A 21,625-nucleotide genomic window follows, 5' to 3' on the forward strand; every position below is an offset into this window, starting at 1 on the left:
AGGGGGATCGCGCGCGAGTTCGCCCGGCCCCGGCCGGGCACCCCGCCGCGGCGCGTAGGCTTTGGGCATGAGCGTCGTGTTGGGTCTGCCGCAGCCGCGCCCCGGGCTGCCGATCTCCGGGGTTGCGGGAGACGGCGCCGACACCGGCGGCACCCCGCGCTCCACGGGGCCGCGCCCGCCCGTCGCGCTGCCGAGCGGCCGACCCGAGGCATCCGGACTGCTCGACCGCTTCGGCCGCCTGGCCACCGACCTGCGCATCTCGCTCACCGACCGCTGCAACCTCCGCTGCACCTACTGCATGCCGGCCGAGGGCCTGCCCTTCCTTCCCCCGCCGGCACTGATGTCGCGCGAAGAGATCACCCGCCTCGCCCACATCGCGGTCACGGAGTTCGGCGTGCGGCAGGTGCGCTTCACCGGCGGCGAGCCGCTGCTGCGCAAAGACCTCGTCGAGATCATCCGCGACGTCGCCGCCCTCGAGCCGCGGCCCGAGATCTCGCTCACCACCAACGCCATCGGCCTCACGAGCCGGGCCGAGGCGCTCGCCGCCGCCGGGCTGAACCGCATCAACGTCTCGCTCGACTCGATCGAGCCCGAGACCTTCGCGAAGATCACCCGCCGGCCTTTCCTCGAGCGCGTGCTGGCGGGCATCGATGCGGTCAAGCGCGCCGGGCTCGCCGAGACCAAGATCAACGCCGTGCTGATGCCGGGCATCAACGACCACCAGGCCGTGGAACTGCTCGAATGGGCGCTCGCGGGCGGACACCAGCTGCGCTTCATCGAGCAGATGCCCCTCGACGCCGACCACACCTGGGCCCGCGACACGATGATCACGGCCGAAGGCATCCGCGACCGCCTCGGCGCCCGCTACCTGCTCACCCCCGACGACGCCCCGCGCGACGGCGCGCCCGCCGAGCTCTACCAGGTGCGCGAGCGCAGCGAAGGGCCCGAGGGCCGGATGCTCGGCCTCGTCGGCGTGATCGCCTCGGTCAGCGAGCCGTTCTGCTCCGACTGCCGCCGCACGCGTCTCACGGCCGAGGGCGCCGTGCGCAGCTGCCTGTTCTCGCACACCGAGACCGACCTGCTGGGTCCGCTGCGGGCGGGAGCCGACGACGCCGAGCTGGCCGATCTCTGGCGCGCGGCGATGTGGGCCAAGCCCGCCGGGCACCTCATGAACGAGGCCGGGTTCGCGCAACCCGACCGCCCGATGAGCGCGATCGGCGGCTGAGGGTCGTGCAGCGCATCCGTTACTTCGCCGCGGCGAAGGCCGCTCTCGGCGTGGGCGAGGAGATTCGCGAGGCCGCCGGGCTCACCATCGGCGAGTTCCTGGCCGAACGCGCCGCGGAGGCCCCGGATGCGCCGGCTGCGGCGGCCGTGCTGGCCCGCTGCTCCTTCATCCTGAACCGCGCCGCGACGACCGACCGCGCCACCCGCCTGGCCGACGGCGACTCCCTCGACGTGCTCCCGCCGTTCGCCGGCGGCTGACCGCCCCGCGCCTCGAGCACCGTGACTCGGTGTCGCTAGTACCGCGGCTTGTCCGGCTCCACCTCGGCCACCCAGGCGTCGATCCCGCCCTGCACGAACACCACGTCCTCCCAGCCGTTCGCGCGCAGCACGGCGGCGGCGTGCCGCGAGCGGCCGTCGTGGTGGCAGTGCACGATCACCTTCTCCTGCGGCGGCAGGATCTCGCGGGCCGCGTCGCTGAGGATGCTGCCGAGCGGCACGAGCTCGGCCCCGTCGATCGACACGAGCTGGTTCTCGTGCGGCTCGCGCACGTCGACGAGCACGAAGTCGGCCTCGCCGCGCTCGCGGGCCGCGAGCAGCTCGGCGAGCTCGCTGACGGTGACGGAATCGGATGCGGGGGAGTCGCTCACGGGTGACCTTTCGAACAGTTTGGTGGCGGGTCCGGTCGCCCGGACCCCTTGCTTGGTGATGCTGTAGGGCTCGCCGATGTTCGCGGCGCGCGCCGAGGGGGCGGCGTGCCCGAACGGCACCTCGCTCCAGCTCGCGTCGAGGGCGTCGTGCACGAGCATCCGCCCCAGAAGCGGGGTGCCGAAGCCGCCGAGCAGCTTGAGGGTCTCGGTGGCCATCACGGCACCGATGGCGGCGCAGACGGGCCCCAGCACCCCGGCCACCGAGCACGACTCGGCCGGGTCCGCGCCGGGCTGCTCGGGATAGAGGTCGCTGAGCATCCGGTCGAGACCGTCGGGCGCCGTGGCCCAGAACACCGTCACCTGGCCGTCGAAGCGCAGCACGGAGCCCCACACGATCGGCTTGCCCACGAGCGCGCAGGCGGCGTCGAGGACGTACTGCACCTCGAAGTTGTCGGTGCCGTCGACCACCACGTCGTACTCCGACACGAGCTCGAGCACGTTCGAGGGAGTGACTTCCTCGTCGTGCTCGATCACGGAGACGAAGGGGTTGAGCGCCCGCACGGCGGCCGCGGCGGATGCCGTCTTGCGTCGGCCGACGGCGGCGTCGGTGTGGATGGTCTGCCGCTGCAGGTTCGACACCTCCACGGTGTCGTGGTCGACGATGCCGAGCGTGCCGACGCCCGCCGCCGCGAGGTACTGCAGCACGGGGGAGCCGAGCCCGCCGGCGCCGAGCACGAGCACGCGGGCGTCCTTGAATCGACGCTGACCCTCCACGCCGATGTGCGGCAACGAGATCTGGCGCGCGTAGCGAACGAGCTCCGCGCGGATGAGTTCGGGCCCGGGCGACACGAGCGCCTGCAGAGTCATGCTGTTCCTTTCGAGCCCTTCCAGCGTAAGCGCCCTGGGGGTAGGGTCGGCGCATGTCGTTGCGCTGGGAGCAGGTCGTCGTCGATTCCCACGATCCGCGCCGCCTCGCCCACTGGTGGGCCGAGGCGCTGGGCTGGTCGGTGATCTTCGAGAGCGAGGATCCGGATGACCCCGATCCCGAGATCGAGATCGCCTCCGCCGAGGGGGCGCATCCGACCATTCTGTTCTTGACGGTGCCCGAGGTGAAGACGGTCAAGAACCGCCTGCACTTCGACTTCGTGCCCGACGATCAGGCCGCCGAGGTGGAGCGCCTGCTCGCTCTGGGGGCCACCCGGGCCGACATCGGGCAGAGCGAGTCGGTGACCTGGGTGGTGCTGGCCGACCCCGAGGGCAACGAGTTCTGCGTGCTCAGCGCGCGCTGAGCATCCGTTCGTGTGCTGCATCTGCGGCGCACGTCCTGTTCTGCACAGGTGCCGGATGCGACGCGGCTGTGCACAGATACCGCCCGTTGCACGGCGGGCGGGTGCGCATTCGGTACCGTAGGGGCACACCGACGACGAAAGGCCCCCTGTGCATCTGAAGAGCTTGACCCTCAAGGGATTCAAGAGCTTCGCCAACCCCACCACCTTCGCGTTCGAGACCGGGGTCACCTGCGTGGTCGGCCCGAACGGCTCGGGCAAGAGCAACGTGGTCGACGCCCTGGCCTGGGTGATGGGGGAGCAGGGCGCCAAGACCCTCCGCGGCGGCAAGATGGAAGACGTCATCTTCGCCGGCACGAGCACCAAGGGCCCGCTCGGCCGCGCCGAGGTGACGCTGACCATCGACAACACCGACGGCGCGCTGCCGATCGACTACACCGAGGTCACCATCAGCCGCACGCTGTTCCGCAACGGCGGCAGCGAATACGCCATCAACGGAGACAGCTGCCGCCTGCTCGACGTGCAGGAGCTGCTCTCCGACTCCGGGCTCGGCCGCGAGATGCACGTCATCGTGGGCCAGGGGCAGCTGGATGCGGTGCTGCACGCGACTCCCGAGGGGCGGCGCGGCTTCATCGAAGAGGCGGCGGGCATCCTGAAGCACCGCCGTCGCAAGGAGAAGACCCAGCGCAAGCTCGAGGCCATGCAGGCCAACCTCACGCGGCTCAGCGATCTCGCGGGCGAGATCCGGCGGCAGCTGAAGCCGCTCGGGCGCCAGGCCGAGATCGCCAAGGAGGCGCAGTCCATCGCCGCGATCGTGCGCGACGCGAAGGCGCGCCTGCTGGCCGACGAGATCGTCGGCCTGCGGCAGGCGCTCGATGCGGCCGCGCGCAGCGAGAGCGAGCGGCACACCGAGCGCATCGTGCTGCAGGAGCGTCTCGAGCAGAACCAGCTCCGGGTCAACCGGCTCGAGCAGGCGCAGGTGGGCGACGCCGTCGACCTCGCGCGCCGCACGAGCTTCGGGCTCGAGTCGGTGCAGGAGCGTCTGCGCAACCTCTACAACCTGGCCACCCAGCGGCTCGCGCTGCTCGGCGGCGAGGAGAGTGTTCCGGAGGCGGCGCCGAGCGTCACGCCCGGCATGGTCGCCGACTCGAAAGAGGAGGCCAAGCGGCTGGCCGGCGAGGTGCAGGCGGCTCAGGCGGCCTGGGAGGCCTCCCAGCTCGTCACCACCAAGGCCCGCGGTTCGCTCGACGCGCTCGACGAGCAGATCGCCTACCAGAGTTCGCTCGTCTCCAAGCACGACCTCGAGCTCTCCAAGCTCACGGGCCAGCTCGAGTCGGCCAACTCCCGGCTCGCCGCCGTGCGCGGCGAGGTGCTCCGGCAGCAGAACGCCCTCGACGCGGCCGACGAGCGGCGCGAGCGCGCGCAAGCCGACTTCGCCCAGGCCGAGGCCGAGGCGGCGATCGGGGAGGTCGACGAGACCGACCTCGACGAGGCCTACGAGTTCGCGCAGGCGCAGGTCTTCGAGGCCGAGGGCGAGATCGAGCGCCTGCGTGAAGAACTGCACGCCCACGAACGCGAGCGGGATGCGCTGGCCGCCCGAACGAGCGCGCTCACCATGGCGCTCGACCAGAAGGACGGCTCGGCCGAACTCGTCGCCGCCCGACTCGCCGGTGTCCGCGGGCTCGTGGCCGAGCAGGTCAAGGTGCAGCCCGGTTTCGAAGCCGCCGTCGCGGCCGCGCTCGGCTCGCTGGCCGACGCGGTGCTGGCCGACGACGTGGATGCGGCCGTCGCGGCGGCCACGGCGGCCGCCGAGGCGGACATGGGCCGTGTCGAGCTCGTGATCGCCAGCCCTGTGGGGCGCTCCAGTGGCAAGCCGGGCGGCGAGGGCGACGGCTCCGCCGCATCGTGGGCAGACGACTTCGCCCTGGGCTCGGCCCTCGCCGATCTCATCGGTGCCGACGGCGTCGTGGCCGCGACGACGGTGGTGACGGCTCCAGGCGGCGTCATCGGGCTGTTGCGCGCGGTGCTCATCGCCGACGACCTCGATGCTGCGCGGGAGGCCTGGGCCGGTCTCGACGCGGGGCGCGCCGCCGCGGCCGGATCCTCAACCCTGGCAGCATCCGGGCTCGAGGGCCTCACCATCGTCACGAAGGCGGGCGAGGTGCTCACGCGCTATGTGCTGCGGGGAGGCTCGGGCGCCACGCGCTCGCGCATCGAGCTGGTGGCCGAGCGTGACGCGGCGGCCGAGGCCCTCGACGAACGCAACTCCCACATCGCGCGGGCGCGGTTCGCGCTCGCCGAGCAGCGCGGCATCGCCCAGGTTGCCAAGGAGCAGTCGCAGGCGGCCCTCTCGGCCCTGCGGGAATTCGACGCGAAGCTCGCGGCCCGCACCGAGCGACTCAGCCGCCTGAAGGCCCAGGTCGACGCGAGCGCCGGCGAGCTCGAGCGCCTGCAGAAGGCCTTGCAGCTGGCCCAGGATGCGGTGGCCCAGGCCGAGCAGGCCGCCGAGAAGGCGAGATCCGAGCTCGAGTCCGTTCGGGAGCGTCCGCGACCGATTCTCGATGTGAGTTCCCGCGAGGGACTGCTCACCGAGCTCGAGGCGGCGCGCGACCACGAGGTCGAGGCGCGGCTCGGGGTCGACACCGCGAGGGAGCGCGTGCGGGCCGAGCAGGCGCGCACCGCCGGGCTCGAGCGCCAGCTCGAGGCCGACCGGGCTGCCGCCGAGGCTGCGGCGCGGCGAGCGGTCATCCGTCGCCGGCAGATCCAGGCCGCGACCGACGTGGTCGACTCGCTCCCGCCTGTGCTCGAGTCCATGGACCGCTCGGTGTCCGAGGCCCGCGTCGTGCTCGCCCGACGCGAAGCCGAGCGCGCCGAGCAGAACGAGGAGCTCCTCGCGCTGAGGCGCGACGAGGCGGGCCTGCGCGAACGGCTGCAGGCGATCACCGAGAACGTGCACGGACTCGAACTGCAGATCTACGAGAAGAAACTTCACCTCTCGGGGCTGCTCGAGCGGGCTGGTTCGGAGCTCGGCCTGGTCGAAGACGTGCTCGTGGCGGAATACGGCCCGGATCAACTGATTCCCGACGACAGTGCCGTGGCGGTCATCGACACGAGCGCCGCCGCGGTGGCCGAGGCCACGTCCGCGTCCGCGTCCAGCGACGGCGACGCCGACGGCGAAGACGACGACTTCGGCGAGCCCGAGTTCGACGAGCCCGCGAACGACCAGACCGCGGCGGAGCCCGCCCCCGTTGAGGCGTCGATTGCCGAGCAGCCCGTCGGCCGCCCGTTCGTCCGCAGCGAGCAGCAGCAGCGCCTCGCGAAGGCCGAGCGCAAGCTCGCCGAGCTCGGCCGGGTCAATCCGCTCGCGCTCGAGGAGTTCGACGCGCTCGAGCAGCGGCACAAGTTCCTCACCGAGCAGCTCACCGACCTCACGAACACCCGCAAAGACCTGCTCACCATCATCGACGAGATCGACGAGCGCATGCAGACGATCTTCGAGAGCGCCTTCGCCGACACGCAGGAGGCGTTCGCCCAGGTCTTCCCCGTGCTCTTCCCGGGCGGCACCGGGTCGATCCACCTGACGAACCCCGGCGACCTGCTGACCACGGGCATCGAGGTGAGCGTCAAGCCCGCGGGCAAGAAGATCGAGCGCCTCTCCCTGCTCTCCGGCGGTGAGCGTTCGCTCGCCGCGGTGGCCCTGCTCATCGCCATCTTCAAGGCGCGCCCCAGCCCGTTCTACATCATGGACGAGGTGGAGGCCGCGCTCGACGACGCCAACCTCGGCCGCCTGCTCACGATCTTCGAAGACCTGCGCCAGACCAGCCAGCTCATCGTCATCACCCACCAGAAGCGCACGATGGAGATCGCCGACGCACTCTACGGCGTCTCGATGCGCCAAGACGGCGTCTCCGCCGTCGTCGGCCAGCGCGTCAAGACCGAAGAAGCCTCGGCCTGACCCCCCTCGCTTAACGACGCAGACTCGTCACTTTCGGCGTAAAAACAGGCGTCTTTCCGCCGAAAGTGACGAGTCTGGGGAGGGTGCGGCTAGTGGGTGGAGGGCTCGCTCTCGATCTCGGTGCGGTCGCCCGACCAGAGGGTGTGGAAGGTACCCTCACGGTCGACGCGCTTGTAGGTGTGCGCTCCGAAGAAGTCGCGCTGCCCCTGCACGAGGGCGGCGGGCAGACGCGGCACCGACAGGGAGTCGTAGTACGACAGCGCCGCACCGAAGCCGGGAACCGGCACGCCCGAGAGCGCGGCGGTCGACACCACGCGGCGCCAGGCCTCCTCGCCCGAGGCCACGGCCTCCGCGAAGTACGGGTCTTCGAGAAGCGTCTCGAGCTCCGGGTTCTTCTCGTAGGCCTCGACGATGCGGTTGAGGAACTGCGCGCGGATGATGCAGCCCGCGCGCCAGATCTTCGCGATCGCACCCTTGTCGATGTTCCAGCCGTACTGCTGGGCGCCGGCGATGATCTCGTCGAAGCCCTGCGCGTAGGCCACCACCTTCGAGGCGTAGAGCGCGGCGCGGATGTCGTCGGCGAAGCTGTCGACGTCGACCTCGACCACCGCGGGCCGGGCCTTGATCGTCGCCTGCACGGCGGCGCGCTGCGCCGGCTTCGAGGAGAGCGAGCGGGCGAAGACGGCTTCGGCGATGCCGCCGACCGGCACACCGAGGTCGAGCGCGTTCTGCACGGTCCACGAGCCCGTGCCCTTGGCGCCGGCCTGGTCGAGCACGATGTCGATGAACGGCTTGCCGGTCGACGCGTCCACCTGGCGCAGCACCTCGGCGGTGATCTCGATCAGGTACGACTCGAGGTCGCCCGAGTTCCAGGCCTCGAAGACCTCGGCGATCTCGGCCGGCTCGCGCTTGGTGAGGGTGCGGAGCAGGTCGTAGGCCTCGGCGATGAGCTGCATGTCCGCGTACTCGATGCCGTTGTGCACCATCTTCACGAAGTGACCGGCGCCGTCGGTTCCGATGTGGGTCACGCAGGGCTCGCCCTCGGCGACCGCGGCGATCGAGGCGAGGATGGGGCCGAGCGTCTCGTAGGCCTCAGCGGTGCCACCGGGCATGATCGAGGGGCCGTTCAGGGCACCCTCCTCGCCGCCGGAGATGCCGGTGCCGACGAAGTGGATGCCGGTGGCCGAGATGTCCTTCTCGCGGCGGATGGTGTCGTGGAAGTTCGCGTTGCCGCCGTCGACGATGATGTCTCCGGGCTCGAAACGGGCGGCGAGCTCGGAGATGACCGCATCCGTGCCGGCGCCGGCCTGCACCATGATGATCGCGGTGCGTGGCTTGGCGAGCGAGGCCACGAAGTCGTCGACCGATTCGGAGGCCACGAAGCCGGCTTCCGGATGCTCGGCGACCAGCTTGCGGGTGCGCTCGGGCGAGCGGTTGTAGACGGCGACGGTGTTCCCCTCGCGGCTGGCGAGGTTGCGGGCCAGGTTCGACCCCATCACCGCCATCCCGACGACTCCGATGTTGGCCTGGGCGGTGGTGTTCTTCTCTGTCATGGTGCCTTCCCTGCATGTGTGATCGACATGTGGTCTCGATGTCGTCGGGCCTGTGGGCGCGGAGGGGTGCCGCTGCCTCTCATATTCTGGCAGTCTCGCGAACCCAGCGGTGGATCACGGCCACGTCGTCGGCGCCCATCCCGCGCTCCGTGAGATCGGTGAAGACGCCGAGCAGGGCGTCGAGCTGCGGGGTCGCGGTGGCGGTCGCCGCCGCGGCGGCGGAGGCGAAGCGCAGGTCTTTCGCCATGTAGGCGGCGGCGCCGCCCAGGGTGTAGTCGTGGGCGACGATCCGCTCCCACTTCGTCTCGAGCACCCGGCTGCCCGCATAGCCGCGGGCGAGCACCGGCAGCAGCGCGGCGAGCTCGAGACCGCTGCGCTCGGCCACCACGCAGGCCTCGGCGATCGCGGTCATGGTGGCTGCGACGATCATCTGGTTGCAGCTCTTGGCCACGCAGCCGGCGCCCAGCGGTCCGAGGTGCACGGGGGCCCCGAGTCGCCGGAGAACGGGCAGCACGAGATCGACGTCGGGGGTCTCCCCGCCGACCATGATCGACAGGGTGGCGGCTTCCGCACCCTCCGTGCCCCCGCTGACGGGCGCATCCACCAGACGCACCCGGCCATCCGACTCCGCCCGCACCCGCTCCGCGAGAGACCGGATGCCGTCGGCCGACACCGTGGAGCACACCACGACGATCGCGTCGTCGGCCCCGGACGCGAGCAGGCCGTCCTCGCGCAGCAGGAGCGATTCCACCTCGGGCAGATCGGGCACCATGAGCAGCACCACCGAGGCACGATCGACGAGCTCCCGGGGGCTCTCCGCCCACGCGGCGCCGGCGTCGATCACGCGCCGTGCCCGCTCCCGGGAACGCCCCGTCACCACGACCGAACCCGGTGCGCCGGCGGCGAGGTTCTGCGCCATCGGGGACCCCATGTTGCCGAGCCCGATGAAACCCGTCGTGGCACTCCGGGGGAGTGATGTCGTCGTCGTCATGCGTTCAGCATAGCGAACGCGGTTCATTATTGTGAACAATGAGCTAAGCTGTGGGTCAATTGTGCTCCCGGCGAGAGAAAAGAGCGAGCGACGTGACGAGCAATCCATCGAGTCTTCGGGTCGTGGCGGCCACGCCCATCGAGCGGGAGCTCGTCGATCTCATCACCGCACGAGAGCCCCGGATCGAGTTCGTGTGGGAGCCGGAGCTGCTGCATCCGCAGCGTTTCCCGGGAGACCACGCGGGCGACCCCGCGTTCGAGCGCACGCCGGCGCAGCAGGCGCGCTTCGAATCCCTCCTCGATTCGGCCGAAGCCCTGTACGGGGTGCCCGACGAGCGGCCTCCACTGCTGAAGCGGGTCGCCGACGCGAACCCGCGGCTGCGCTGGGTGCAGACCATGCCCGCCGGCGGCGGAGCACAGGTGAAGGCTGCCGGGCTCTCCGACGGCCAACTGCAGCGCATCGCCTTCTCCACCTCGGCGGGCGTGCACTCCGAGCCCCTGGCCGAGTACGCGCTCTTCGGGCTCTTCGCGGGGGCGAAGTCGCTCCCGCGGCTGCTCGAGCAGCAACGGCGCCATGAGTGGGGCGACCGCTGGACCATGGGCCTCATCTCCGAGCAGCGGATCCTGGTGGTCGGCCTCGGCAGCATCGGCCGGGCGACCGCGCGCAAGCTCTCGGCTCTCGGCGCGCACGTCACGGGCACGAGCCGGCACGAGAGTGCCGTCGAGAACGTCGACGTCGTCGTGCACCCCGATCAGATCGCCCGGGTCGCCCCGGAGCTCGACGGCGTCGTCGTGACGCTACCCGGAACCGCGGCGACCGAGAACCTCGTGGGCCGGGAGTTCTTCGAGTCGTTGAAGCCGGGCGCGAGCTTCGTGAGCGTCGGGCGCGGAACGGTCGTCGACGAGGAGGCGCTCATCGCCGCCCTCCGCTCGGGTCGGGTGGGCTTCGCGGCGCTCGACGTGTTCGCGTCGGAGCCTCTCGCCCCCGACAGCCCGCTCTGGGATGACCCTCGCGTGGTGATCAGTCCGCACACCGCGGCCCTCAACTCCGCCGAGGACCGCTTGATCGCCGAGCTCTTCGCCGAGAACGCGACCCGGCTGCTCGACGGCGCGGAACTCATCAACAGAGTCGATACTGTCGAGTTCTACTGATCGCGGCCGGTTGGCGGAGAGGGGCACCCATGTCGGAGCTGGAGAGCGGGGCGGGCGCGGCGGCGCCCGCCGTCGTGCGGGCCCTGCGCATCTTGGACTACCTGGCCGAATCGCGCGCCCAGATCCGCACCCTGAGCGACATCGCGCGCGAACTCGGCATCGCGAAGTCCTCGACCTCGAACCTCTGCGCCGCGCTCGAGGAGGGGCGTCTCATCCGCCGCTCCGGGGGTGGCTACGTGCTCGGCCGCCGCACGGTCGAACTCGGCAGCGCGTACCTCTCGTCGTTCGACCAGGTGCGCGAGTTCTACCGCATCTGCGAGGAGAACCCGGCCCTCTCGGGGCGTCTGGTGCAGATCGCCATGCTCGACGGGCCGCGAGTGCTGTATCTGGCCGTCTACGAGGGGCAGGACCGCTTCCCGATGTCGGCGAGCGTCGGAGACCGCTACCCGGCGTCGTCGACGGCGGTCGGAACCGCGCTCCTCGCCGAGCTGGATCCCGGCCAGGTCGCGGCCATCTACGAGGGCGGCCGGCACCTGGTCACCTTCACCGAGAACTCCACTGCCACCCTGGAGGCACTCCAGGAGAAGCTGCGGCTCACTCGCGAGCGCGGATTCGCGCTGGACGCCGGGGAGGTGCATCCGAGTGTCGTGGGCATCGCCGTGGTGATCCCGGCGGCCAAGGCGGCCGATCCCTCGTTCGCGATCGGCGTCTCCCTCGTGGCGCCCGACACCGGCGAGGAGTCGCGCGCCGAGGTCCTGGCCGCTCTCGATCAGGCCGCGCGTGCGCTGACCGCGCCGGTTCTGGTGCCCGAATCGCTCTGACGAGAAGAATTAAGCGTTCAGCATATTGAATGCTGTTCAGCCCAGTGTTAGATTGTGGATGCGGATGACCATCCGCACGACAATTCCCGCTCGAGGCCGAGACACCCGTTCCGGCTGAGGCGGTCGGCTGAAGGACGTCACCATGAGCAACGCTGCTTCCGGTACCACACCTCCACGGGGCAATACCGACCCGGAGTACGCGGCGAATCTGCGCCGCGCCACCCTCGCCTCGAGCGTCGGCAGTGCGCTCGAGTACTACGACTTCGCGCTGTACGGCCTGGCCTCGGCGCTGATCTTCGGCCAGGTCTTCTTTCCGGCGTTCGGTGCGGCGGCCGGCATCGCCGCCGGCTTCGCCACCTACGCCGTGGGCTTCTTCGCCCGCCCCTTCGGCGGCCTGTTCTTCGGCACCATCGGCGACCGGCTCGGCCGCAAATGGGTGCTGACCGTCACCATCGCGCTGATGGGCGGGTCCAGCACTCTGATCGGCGTGCTCCCCACCGGGGAGCAGATCGGCGTCTGGGCGCCCATCCTGCTGGTGCTCCTGCGCGTGCTGCAGGGCTTCGGCGCCGGAGCGGAGCAGGCGGGGGCCACCGTGCTGATGGCCGAGTACGCGCCGGCCCGGCGCCGCGGCTACTTCGCCGCGCTGCCGTTCGTCGGCATCATGGTGGGCACCATCCTCGCCTCCGGCGTGTTCGCTCTGCTCGGCCTCGCCGACCACCAGGTCGTGGTCGACTGGCTCTGGCGCATCCCCTTCCTCGCCTCGATCTTCCTCATCGCCATCGCCCTGTTCATCCGCCTCCGGCTGCGCGAGAGCCCCACCTTCATCCAGCTCGAGAAGCAGGAGCAGGTCGCCAAGAACCCCTTCACCGAGGTGTTCTCGCAGTCGTGGCGCTCGATCCTGCGCGGCATCGGCCTGCGCCTGGGCGAGAACGGCGGCTCGGCGCTCTACCAGACCCTCGCCGTCAGCTTCGTCACCACCATCGTCGGAACGCAGCCCTGGGCGGGCCCGCTCGCGATCGCCATCGGCGCCGGGCTCGGCATCTTCGTCATCCCGTTCGCCGGGCTCCTCAGCGACCGGTTCGGCCGGATGAAGGTCTACCGCGCCGGCTCCATCATCCAGCTCGTGCTCGCCCTGCCGGCCTGGTACCTCTTCTCGTTGGGCAACCCGGTGCTCATCATCGTGGTTCTGGCCATCACCTACGGCATCGGCGTGAACGTGATGCTCGGCGCTCAGTGCGCCACGCTCCCGGAGCTGTTCGGCAACCGGCACCGCTACATCGGCGTCGCGATCTCGCGCGAGTTCAGCGCCGTCATCGCCGGCGGCATCGCCCCGTTCATCGGGGCTCTGCTCATCGGCGCCTTCGGCGGATCGTGGATCCCGCTCGCGCTGTACGTCATGGTGCTGACCGCCATCACGCTCTGGGCCACGCTCGTCACCCCGGAGACCCGGGCACGAGACCTGACCCTCACCACGGACGCGCTGAACGACAGCTACGACGACGTGACGTCGCGCCCCACCGCCACGGTGTCGCGCCGCGAACACCACCGCAACCTCGCCGGAAGGGTCTGAGATGCGCCTCGCACGAATCCTCACCGCTGACGGGCCGAAGCCCGCCGTGCTCGACGGCGAGGAGTGGGCCGTGGTGCGCGACCTGTTCGCCGAGCCTCTCGAGCGCACAGGCGAGCGGCATCCCGCCGGCACGACGCCTTTGCTCGCCCCGGTGGAACCGCGGGTGATCCTCGGTCTCGCGCACAACAGCTCGGCGGCCGATCGGCAGCTCCCGCCGCAGGCCTTCCACAAGTCGGCCCGCACGGCGACGGCGCCCGGCGATCCGATCGTGCTCGACGAGGGCATCGGCACCGTCGTGGTCGAGGGCGAGCTCGCGCTCGTGATCGGGCGCACGGCCCGCCACCTCACTCCCGAGAACGCGCTCGCCCACGTTCTCGGCTTCACGATCGGCAACGACGTGACGGCGGTCGATCAGATCGCTCTCGACGACAAGCTCCTGCAGGCCAAGAACGGCGACGGCTACACGCCCATCGGACCATGGATCGAGACAGCTCTCGCCGTCGACGCGCCGCACGCCATCGAGGTGCGGATCGGCGGCGCGGTGCAGGCGCACGCCTCGACGGCGGATCTCGGCTGGAACGTCGTCGAGCAGCTCGTGTACATCACGTCGACGACGACGCTCGGGCCCGGCGACGTCATCCTCACCGGCGCCCCGAACACCTCGGCGCCCACCCGCCCCGGTGACCGCGTCGCCATCACCATCGAGGGCATCGGAACCCTCGAGAACGAGGTGGTCGCCGGGCGCCGGCGCGCCGCGCTGCCCGCCGCGTGACGCACGCGACGTCGATCCGCGCGCTCGCGCATCCGGGGCGCCGCTCCGTCCGAACCCTCCAGCACTCCGACCAGAAAGCCGGCATCACGTGACCTCCCCGCTCTTCGATCTCACCGGGCGCCTCGCCCTCGTCACCGGCTCCAGTCGGGGGATCGGGCGGTCGATCGCCCACGGTCTCGCTGAGGCGGGCGCCTCGATCGTGCTCAACGGCCTCGACCCCGACCGTCTCGAGACGACGCGGGCCGAGTTCGCCGCCGAGTTCGGCGAGAGCCGCGTGTTCGCCTCGGCATTCGACGTGACCGACCCGGCGGCCGTCGACGAAGCGGTCGATCGCCTCGAGCGCGAGGCCGGGCCTCTGCGCATCCTGGTGAACAACGCCGGGGTGCAGCATCGCGTGCCGCTCCTCGACCTCGATCCGGCCGACTGGGACCGCGTGCTGCGCGCCGACCTCACGAGCGCGTTCCTGGTGGGCCGCGCGGTCGCCCGCCACATGGTTCCGCGCGGCGCCGGGAAGATCGTCAACATCTGCTCCGTGCAGACCGAGCTCGCCCGTCCCACGATCGGCGCCTATACGGCGGCGAAGGGCGGACTGCGCAACCTCACGCGGGCGATGACGGCCGAGTGGGCGTCATCCGGGCTGCAGATCAACGGGATCGCGCCCGGGTACATCCACACCGAGATGACCCAGAAGCTGGTCGACGACGAGGCCTTCAACAGCTGGATCCTCGGCCGCACGCCCGCCGCCCGCTGGGGGACTCCGGCCGATCTGGCGGGGCCCGCGGTGTGGCTGAGCTCCGACGGCTCCGACTACGTCAACGGCCAGGTCGTGTTCGTCGACGGGGGGATGACCGTTGTCGTCTGACACGCGCATCCCGTCCGTCACGCCCGCCGTCGTGGCGCACGCCGCGGGCGACCTCCGGGTCGAGTCGGTGCCGGTCGCCGCCCCCGGGCCGGGTGACGCGGTGCTGGAGATCGCCTACGGCGGCATCTGCGGCTCCGACCTGCACTACTGGAGGCACGGGGCGGCGGGTCTCTCGCAGCTCGTCGACCCGCTCGTGCTCGGGCACGAGGTCGTGGGCACCGTGGTGCGGGCGGCCGCCGACGGCTCCGGGCCGGGGCTCGGGTCGGCGGTCGCGGTGCATCCGGCGGGCCCGGGCACTCCCGTCCCCGCCGGCGGTCCACGGCATCCGGCAGAACGCCCCAACCTCTCTCCGGGCGGCAGCTACCTCGGCAGTGCCGCGCACCGACCGCACACCGACGGAGCGTTCGCGCGCTTCGTGACCCTGCCGAGCCGGATGCTGCGCGAACTGCCCGCGGGGCTGTCGCTGCGCGCCGCCGCACTCGCCGAGCCCGCGGCCGTGGCCTGGCACGCCGTCTCCCGGGCCGGCGACGTGGCCGGAAAGACGGTGCTCGTCGTCGGCAGCGGGCCCATCGGGGCCCTCGTGGTGGCCGTGCTGAAGCGGGCCGGCGCTGCGCAGATCGTGGCCGTCGACCTGTTCGAGCGGCCGCTCGCCGCGGCTCTCGCGCTCGGGGCGACCCGCGCCATCCGGGCTGTCGACGCCGCGGCCATCGCCGCGCTCGACGTCGATGTCGCGATCGAGTCGTCAGGCAGTCCGCAGGGTCTCGCCTCGGCCATCTCGGCCACCACCCGGGGCGGCCGCGTGGTGATGGTCGGCCTGCTCCCGCCCGGCGAGCAGCCGGTGCCGATGTCGGTGGCCATCGCCCGCGAGCTCGACCTGGTGGGCTCGTTCCGGTTCAACGACGAGATCGACGAGGTGCTCGCGGCGCTCGCCGACGGCTCCCTCGACGTCGCCGGGGTCGTGACGCACGAGTTCGGCCTCGACGAGGCGCTCGAGGCCTTCGGCGTCGCGCTCGAGCCGGAGCGCTCCGGCAAGGTGCTGCTGAGGTTCTCGTGAACGGCCCGCCTCTGCGCATCGTCGTGGGCGGTGTCAGCGGCGCCGGCAAGAGCACGGTCGGCCGGGCTCTCGCCGCCCGGCTGGGCGCCGGATTCGTCGACGCCGACGAGCTGCACAGCGCCGCCGCCGTGGCCACCATGGCCAGCGGGGTGCCGCTCACCGACCTCGACCGCTGGCCGTGGCTCGACCGCGTGGCCGCCGTGCTGCGGGATGCACCGCCCGAGGGCGTCGTCGTGGCCTGCTCCGCTCTGCGGCGGATCTACCGCGACCGCATCCGGCTCATCGCGCCCGACGCCGCCTTCGTGCAGCTCACCGGTTCGCGCGAGCTCCTCACCGAGCGGATCACCGCCCGCACCGCGCACTACATGCCGGCGTCGCTCCTGGAGTCGCAGCTCGCCCTCGTGGAGCCCCTCGGCGACGACGAGAAGGGAGCCGCCCTCGACGTCGCGCTGCCCCCCGGGGCGCTGGTCGACGACGTCGTTCGTCTGCTCCGACCCCGATGCGCTAAGCTGGGCGACTGAACTTCGGCGAGGGATGCGCGTGCGATCGCGAGCATCCGTTATCGACGCGGTGGACTGGGCTCACGTCTTTCCTCTCGCTTCATGCGGTCGAGTTGAAATCGAATCATCGAATGCGGGCCCAGCGGCTCGCGAAGGAGTACATCATGGCTGACGACACCAAGGTCTCTGCAGAGATCCGCACCACCTTCGGCAAGGGAGCGGCCCGCCGCATCCGCGCCATCGGCAAGATCCCCGCCGTCATCTACGGTCACGGCACCGAGCCGCAGCACATCACGCTGCCCGGTCACCAGACCGCACTCATCCTGCGCAAGGCGAACCAGGTGCTCGAGCTCGACATCGAGGGCACTCAGTCGCTCGCGCTCGTGAAGGACGTGCAGAAGGACCCGGTTCTCCAGATCATCGAGCACATCGACCTCATCGTCGTGCGCAAGGGCGAGAAGGTGCAGATCGAGGTCCCGATCCACCTCGAGGGCGAGTCGTACCCCGGCACCATCGCCACGCAGGACACCAACACGGTGCTGCTCGAGGCCGAGGCCACCAACATCCCCGAGCGCGTCGTCGTCTCGATCGAGGGCCTCGAAGAGGGCACCCTCGTGCACGCGAAGGACCTCGTGCTGCCCGCCGGCTCGACCCTCATCAGCGAGGAAGACCTCGTCGTCGTCGGCATCACCGTGCCGGCCGCGGGCGAGAGCGAAGAGGGCGCCGAGGGCGAGGCCGCCCCGGCCGCTGAGAGCGCCGAGTAGTCGCGTCCGATTCCTCGAATCGTCTGAACAGATCTGAGCTGACCTCGTGAGCGCAGCAGATCTCTGGCTCGTAGTCGGGCTCGGCAACCCCGGGCCCGGCTACGCCGCCAACAGGCACAACGTGGGGCAGATGGTCGTGGCCGAGCTGGCCGACCGGATGCGCGCCTCGTTCAAGACCCACAAGGCCAACGCCCAGGTGGCCGAGGGCCGTGTCGTTCCGGGCGGCCCCCGCTTCGTACTCGCGAAGCCGAACACCTACATGAACGTCTCGGGCGGCCCCGTCAACGGCCTGCTGAAGTTCTACGACCTCCCGCCGGAGCAGCTCATCGTGGTGCACGACGAGCTCGACATCCCGTTCGACACCCTCAAGCTCAAGCAGGGCGGCGGCCATGGCGGGCACAACGGCCTGCGTGACATCATCGCCGCCACCGGCAGCTCCGACTTCCTGCGCGTGCGGGTGGGCATCGGCCGCCCGCCCGGCCGCATGCAGGCGGCGGACTTCGTGCTGCAGAACTTCTCCTCGGTCGAGCGCCAGACGCTCCCGAACCTCGTCTCCGACGCGGCCGACGCCGTCGAGCTCATCGCGGGCTCCGGTCTCACGGCCGCCCAACTGAAGGTCCACACGGCCTGACCGCCCCGTCCGGCCCGGCCGGCCGCCCCCTCCGCCCCTCTCCGTCTCCCTTCCCTCCAAAAACAAGGAGTTTCCAGCCGACTCGCCGACTGGCCGAAGCCCGCGACCGGCGTGTCGGCTGGAAACTCCTTGTTTTTGGAGACGAGGGGGCTGCCCACCGGGGGCGGGCCGTCGGGCGTGGGGGCCTCCGGGCCGGGGTGTCGGTGGGGGCGCGTAAACTCGACGGGTGACTCTCCACGGGATTATCGACGTACTCGCGCGCGCCTCCACGGTGGAGAAGGCCCTGGCGAATGCCGGCCGTGACAGCGACTTCTCGCTTCCCGAAGGCATCCGGGCGCCCTTCCTGGCGGCGATGCTCGCGCGCCGGGTCGAGCGCGATCTGCCCGCCGTCGTGCTCGTGGTCACCGCCACCGGGCGCGAGTCCGAGAAACTGCGCGAGACCCTCGGATGCTTCGCCCCCGACGCCTCGATCATCGAGTTCCCCGCCTGGGAGACGCTCCCGCACGAGCGGCTGAGCCCGAGCGCCGAGATCGTCGGCAAGCGCATCCAGGCGCTGCGCCGGCTGGTGCTCTGGCAGCGCGCCCGCGACAACGGCGAGAACCCGGCGCCGCTGGTGGTCGTCGCCTCCGTGCGCGCCGCCCTGCAGCCGCTGGCCGCGAACCTCACCGAGCTCGAGCCGATCGTGTTGCAGAAGGGCGCCCGCGGCTTCGACCTCTCGGCGCTCTCGGTGCAGCTCGTCGAGCTCGCCTACTCCCGGGTCGACATGGTCACCCGCCGCGGCGAGTACGCCGTGCGCGGCGGCATCCTCGACGTGTTCCCGCCCGTGGCGGAGCATCCGTACCGCGTCGACTTCTTCGGCGACGAGGTCGAGGAGATCCGTGCGTTCTCGGTGGCCGACCAGCGCTCGCTGCCGGATGCGGTGGGCAGCGTGAGCCTGCCGCCGAGCCGCGAACTGCTGCTCGACGACGCCGTGCGCCAGCGCGCGCGAGAGATGCAGCACGAGTTCCCGAGCCTCGCGGGCATGCTCGAGAAGATCGCCGAGGGGATCCCGGTCGAGGGCATGGAATCGCTCGCGCCGGCGCTGCTCGACCACCTGGTCACCGTCGCGCACTACCTGCCGGAGGGCGCAGCGGTCGCCGTGGTCAGCCCGGAGCGCGTCGCCACCCGCGCCGTCAACCTCTCCGAGACGAACCGGGAGTTCCTCGCCGCCGCCTGGACGGCGGCCACCGCGGGCGCCGAGGCCCCGATCGATCTCGCCTCGGGTGAGTTCATCACCCTGAACGCACTCCGTCACGCCGCCGGCACCGGCCGGGCCTGGTGGACCCTGAGCGAGTTCCAGCAGGGGCCTGCAGAAGACGAGGTCTTGCCCGAGCACCGTGAACTCGAAGAGCACCTTACGCTGCGCATCGCCGCGGATGCGGTGCCCAGCTTCCAGGGCAACGCGGAGGGCGCCATCCAGCATGTCGCCTCGCGCCTCGCCGAGGGCTGGATCGTGGCGGTGGCCGCGAAGGGTCAGGGGCTGGTCGAGCGGGCCGCGGACGTGCTCGCCGAGCGCGAGGTGCCGGCTCGCCTGGTCGACGACTTCCCGGCCGCTCCCGACACCGGCGTCGCCTACCTGCTGAAGGCCGCGGTGGAGCACGGCTTCGAGCTGCCCGAGCTGAAGCTCGCCCTGATCGGGGAGACGGAGTTCTACGGGCGCACCATCGGCTACGACACCCGCCAGGTGAAGAAGCTCGCCAGCCGCCGCAAGAACGTGGTCGACCCGCTGCAGCTGAAGACCGGAGACTTCGTGGTGCACCAGACGCACGGCATCGGCAAGTTCCTCGAACTGACGCAGCGGGAGGTGTCATCCGGCGGCCGAAACGCCGTGAAGACCACCCGTGAATATCTCGTGATCGAGTACGCGCCGAGCAAGCGCGGCTACCCGGGCGACAAGCTCTACGTGCCCACCGACCAGCTCGACCTTCTGAGCCGCTACGTGGGCGGCGAGGCCCCCGCGCTCAGCAAGATGGGCGGCAGCGACTGGGCCGGCGCGAAGAGCAAGGCCCGCAAGGCGGTGCGCGACATCGCGGTCGAACTCGTCAAGCTCTACTCGGCCCGCATGGCCAGCAAGGGGCACGCGTTCGGCCCCGACACCCCGTGGCAGCACGAGCTGGAGGAGTCGTTCCCGTTCCAGGAGACGCCCGACCAGCTCACCGTGATCGACGAGGTGAAGGCCGACATGGAGCGGCCGATCCCGATGGACCGGCTGCTCTCCGGCGACGTCGGCTTCGGCAAGACCGAGATCGCCATCCGGGCCGCGTTCAAGGCGATCCAGGACGGCAAGCAGGTCGCCATGCTCGTCCCCACCACTCTGCTGGTGCGTCAGCACATGGAGACCTTCGCCGAGCGTTTCGCCGGCTTCCCGGTGCACCTGAAGGCGCTCAGCCGCTTCCAGACCGACAAGGAGACGAAGGAGACCATCGCGGGGCTCGCCGACGGCACGGTCGACATCGTGATCGCGACCCATCGCATCCTGAGCGACAACATCGCCTTCAAAGACCTGGGGCTGCTCATCATCGACGAGGAGCAGCGCTTCGGCGTGGAGCACAAGGACCAGCTGAAGAAGCTCAAGACCAACGTCGACATCCTCGCGATGAGCGCCACGCCCATCCCGCGCACGCTCGAGATGGCGGTCACCGGCATCCGCGAGATGTCGACGCTCGCGACGCCGCCGGAGGACCGGCATCCGATCCTCACCTTCGTGGGGCCCTGCTCCGACAAGCAGGTCTCGGCCGCCATCCGGCGTGAGCTGTTGCGCGAGGGCCAGGTGTTCTTCGTGCACAACCGGGTCTCGTCGATCAACCGCGTCGCCGCCCAGCTGGCCGAGCTGGTGCCCGAGGCGCGCATCGCGGTGGCGCACGGGCAGATGAACGAGCACGTGCTCGAGCAGGTGATCGTCGATTTCTGGGAGCGCAAGTTCGACGTGCTCGTGTCGACCACGATCATCGAGACCGGCATCGACATCGCGAACGCGAACACCCTGATCGTCGACCGGGCCGACAAATACGGGCTCTCGCAGCTGCACCAGCTGCGAGGGCGCGTCGGCCGCGGGCGCGAGCGGGCGTACGCCTACCTGCTGTTCGACGAGCACAAGCCGCTCAGCGAGACCGCGAACGATCGCCTGTCGACCCTGGCGGCGAACAACGAGCTCGGCTCGGGTATCCAGGTGGCGCTGAAAGACCTCGAGATCCGCGGCGCCGGCAACCTGCTCGGCGGCGAGCAGGCCGGCCACATCGCGGGCGTCGGCTTCGACCTCTACCTGCGGATGATCGGCGAGGCCGTCTCCACCTTCCGCGGCGACGTCGCCGAGGGCCAGACCGAGCTGCGGCTCGAGCTGCCGGTGGATGCGCACATCCCCGAGGACTACGTCGACAGCGAGCGCCTGCGCCTCGAGGCCTACCAGAAGCTCTCGACGGCCTCGTCGCCGACGGCCTCCGACGACTCGATCGACCGCGTGATCGAGGAGCTCACCGACCGCTACGGCGAGCCGCCCGCGCAACTCACCTCGCTCATCGCCGTCTCGCGGCTGCGCCGCAAGGCCCAGAAGTCGAACCTCAGCGAAGTGGTGACCATGGGCTCGAACCTGCGCATCGCGCCCGCCGATCTGCCCGACTCCATTCAGGTGCGCCTCAAGCGCCTGTACCCGGGCTCGAAGTACTTCGCGCAGACCAGCTCGGTCTCGGTGCAGATGCCCGTCGTCGACGGCAAGCCCCTCGCCGACGCCGAGCTCATCGCCTGGGTCGACCAGCTCCTCGACGCCATCTTCGCCCCGGCGAAGGCCCCCACCCCGAGCTAGCATCGC

General features: G+C 70.8%; 17 protein-coding genes. 14 read left to right on the forward strand and 3 right to left on the reverse strand.

Features of this window, described 5'->3' with window-relative positions:
• Positions 1-67: 67 nt before the first annotated feature.
• Positions 68-1,225 (forward strand): GTP 3',8-cyclase MoaA, encoded by a 1,158-nt coding sequence (gene moaA, locus VD659_RS10270; RefSeq protein WP_423260991.1) that lies wholly within the window; start codon positions 68-70, stop codon positions 1,223-1,225.
• Between the two features lie 5 nt (positions 1,226-1,230).
• On the forward strand, positions 1,231-1,482 hold the full coding sequence (locus VD659_RS10275) for a MoaD/ThiS family protein (RefSeq protein WP_423260992.1): 252 nt from the start codon (positions 1,231-1,233) through the stop codon (positions 1,480-1,482).
• Positions 1,483-1,517: 35 nt separating this feature from the next.
• Here VD659_RS10275 and moeB read toward each other — a convergent pair whose 3' ends face one another.
• Positions 1,518-2,738 carry a molybdopterin-synthase adenylyltransferase MoeB gene (gene moeB, locus VD659_RS10280; protein ID WP_423260993.1) on the reverse strand — a complete coding sequence of 407 codons (1,221 nt, stop codon included), beginning with the start codon at positions 2,736-2,738 and terminating at the stop codon, positions 1,518-1,520.
• A gap of 53 nt (positions 2,739-2,791) precedes the next feature.
• Between moeB and VD659_RS10285 the strand changes: the two genes are divergently transcribed.
• Both VD659_RS10285 and VD659_RS10290 read left to right on the forward strand, forming a co-directional pair.
• Positions 2,792-3,160 carry a VOC family protein gene (locus VD659_RS10285; protein ID WP_423260994.1) on the forward strand — a complete coding sequence of 123 codons (369 nt, stop codon included), beginning with the start codon at positions 2,792-2,794 and terminating at the stop codon, positions 3,158-3,160.
• A gap of 148 nt (positions 3,161-3,308) precedes the next feature.
• A complete protein-coding gene (locus tag VD659_RS10290; protein WP_423260995.1) occupies positions 3,309-7,112 on the forward strand; it encodes an AAA family ATPase in 3,804 nt (1,267 codons plus the stop codon).
• An 89-nt stretch (positions 7,113-7,201) separates the two neighbouring features.
• Here VD659_RS10290 and gndA read toward each other — a convergent pair whose 3' ends face one another.
• Both gndA and VD659_RS10300 read right to left on the reverse strand, forming a co-directional pair.
• The gene (gene gndA / locus VD659_RS10295; protein WP_423260996.1) at positions 7,202-8,665 is read right to left on the reverse strand and encodes an NADP-dependent phosphogluconate dehydrogenase; all 1,464 of its coding nucleotides are present in this window, start codon (positions 8,663-8,665) and stop codon (positions 7,202-7,204) included.
• 79 nt (positions 8,666-8,744) lie between these two features.
• Positions 8,745-9,656 carry an NAD(P)-dependent oxidoreductase gene (locus VD659_RS10300; protein ID WP_423260997.1) on the reverse strand — a complete coding sequence of 304 codons (912 nt, stop codon included), beginning with the start codon at positions 9,654-9,656 and terminating at the stop codon, positions 8,745-8,747.
• A gap of 92 nt (positions 9,657-9,748) precedes the next feature.
• Between VD659_RS10300 and VD659_RS10305 the strand changes: the two genes are divergently transcribed.
• The 10 genes from VD659_RS10305 to mfd all read left to right on the forward strand — a co-directional run bounded on the left by VD659_RS10305 (position 9,749) and on the right by mfd (position 21,619).
• Positions 9,749-10,807, forward strand: coding sequence for a D-2-hydroxyacid dehydrogenase (locus VD659_RS10305; RefSeq protein ID WP_423260998.1), 1,059 nt, complete (start codon positions 9,749-9,751; stop codon positions 10,805-10,807).
• Between the two features lie 29 nt (positions 10,808-10,836).
• A complete protein-coding gene (locus VD659_RS10310; RefSeq protein ID WP_423260999.1) occupies positions 10,837-11,628 on the forward strand; it encodes an IclR family transcriptional regulator in 792 nt (263 codons plus the stop codon).
• Positions 11,629-11,770: 142 nt separating this feature from the next.
• Positions 11,771-13,198 (forward strand): MFS transporter, encoded by a 1,428-nt coding sequence (locus VD659_RS10315; RefSeq protein ID WP_423261000.1) that lies wholly within the window; start codon positions 11,771-11,773, stop codon positions 13,196-13,198.
• A 1-nt stretch (position 13,199) separates the two neighbouring features.
• Positions 13,200-13,970: a fumarylacetoacetate hydrolase family protein gene (locus tag VD659_RS10320; protein WP_423261001.1), complete on the forward strand. Its 771-nt coding sequence runs from the start codon at positions 13,200-13,202 to the stop codon at positions 13,968-13,970.
• Between the two features lie 88 nt (positions 13,971-14,058).
• Positions 14,059-14,832: an SDR family oxidoreductase gene (locus VD659_RS10325; RefSeq protein ID WP_423261002.1), complete on the forward strand. Its 774-nt coding sequence runs from the start codon at positions 14,059-14,061 to the stop codon at positions 14,830-14,832.
• Positions 14,822-15,886 carry a zinc-binding dehydrogenase gene (locus VD659_RS10330; protein ID WP_423261003.1) on the forward strand — a complete coding sequence of 355 codons (1,065 nt, stop codon included), beginning with the start codon at positions 14,822-14,824 and terminating at the stop codon, positions 15,884-15,886. Before VD659_RS10325 ends, VD659_RS10330 begins: the two co-directional genes overlap by 11 nt.
• Positions 15,883-16,407: a gluconokinase gene (locus tag VD659_RS10335; RefSeq protein WP_423261004.1), complete on the forward strand. Its 525-nt coding sequence runs from the start codon at positions 15,883-15,885 to the stop codon at positions 16,405-16,407. The genes VD659_RS10330 and VD659_RS10335 overlap by 4 nt, the downstream gene beginning before the upstream one ends.
• Before the next feature lie 143 nt (positions 16,408-16,550).
• A complete protein-coding gene (locus VD659_RS10340) occupies positions 16,551-17,150 on the forward strand; it encodes a 50S ribosomal protein L25/general stress protein Ctc (RefSeq protein WP_423261005.1) in 600 nt (199 codons plus the stop codon).
• A 46-nt stretch (positions 17,151-17,196) separates the two neighbouring features.
• Entirely contained in the window at positions 17,197-17,781 is a 585-nt protein-coding gene (gene pth, locus VD659_RS10345) for an aminoacyl-tRNA hydrolase (RefSeq protein WP_423261006.1), read from the forward strand.
• Between the two features lie 226 nt (positions 17,782-18,007).
• Positions 18,008-21,619 carry a transcription-repair coupling factor gene (mfd, locus tag VD659_RS10350; RefSeq protein WP_423261007.1) on the forward strand — a complete coding sequence of 1,204 codons (3,612 nt, stop codon included), beginning with the start codon at positions 18,008-18,010 and terminating at the stop codon, positions 21,617-21,619.
• The last annotated feature ends 6 nt before the right edge of the window (positions 21,620-21,625 follow it).

It is taken from the genome of Herbiconiux sp. 11R-BC (genome assembly GCF_049472555.1).
Classification (GTDB): Bacteria; Actinomycetota; Actinomycetes; order Actinomycetales; family Microbacteriaceae; genus Herbiconiux.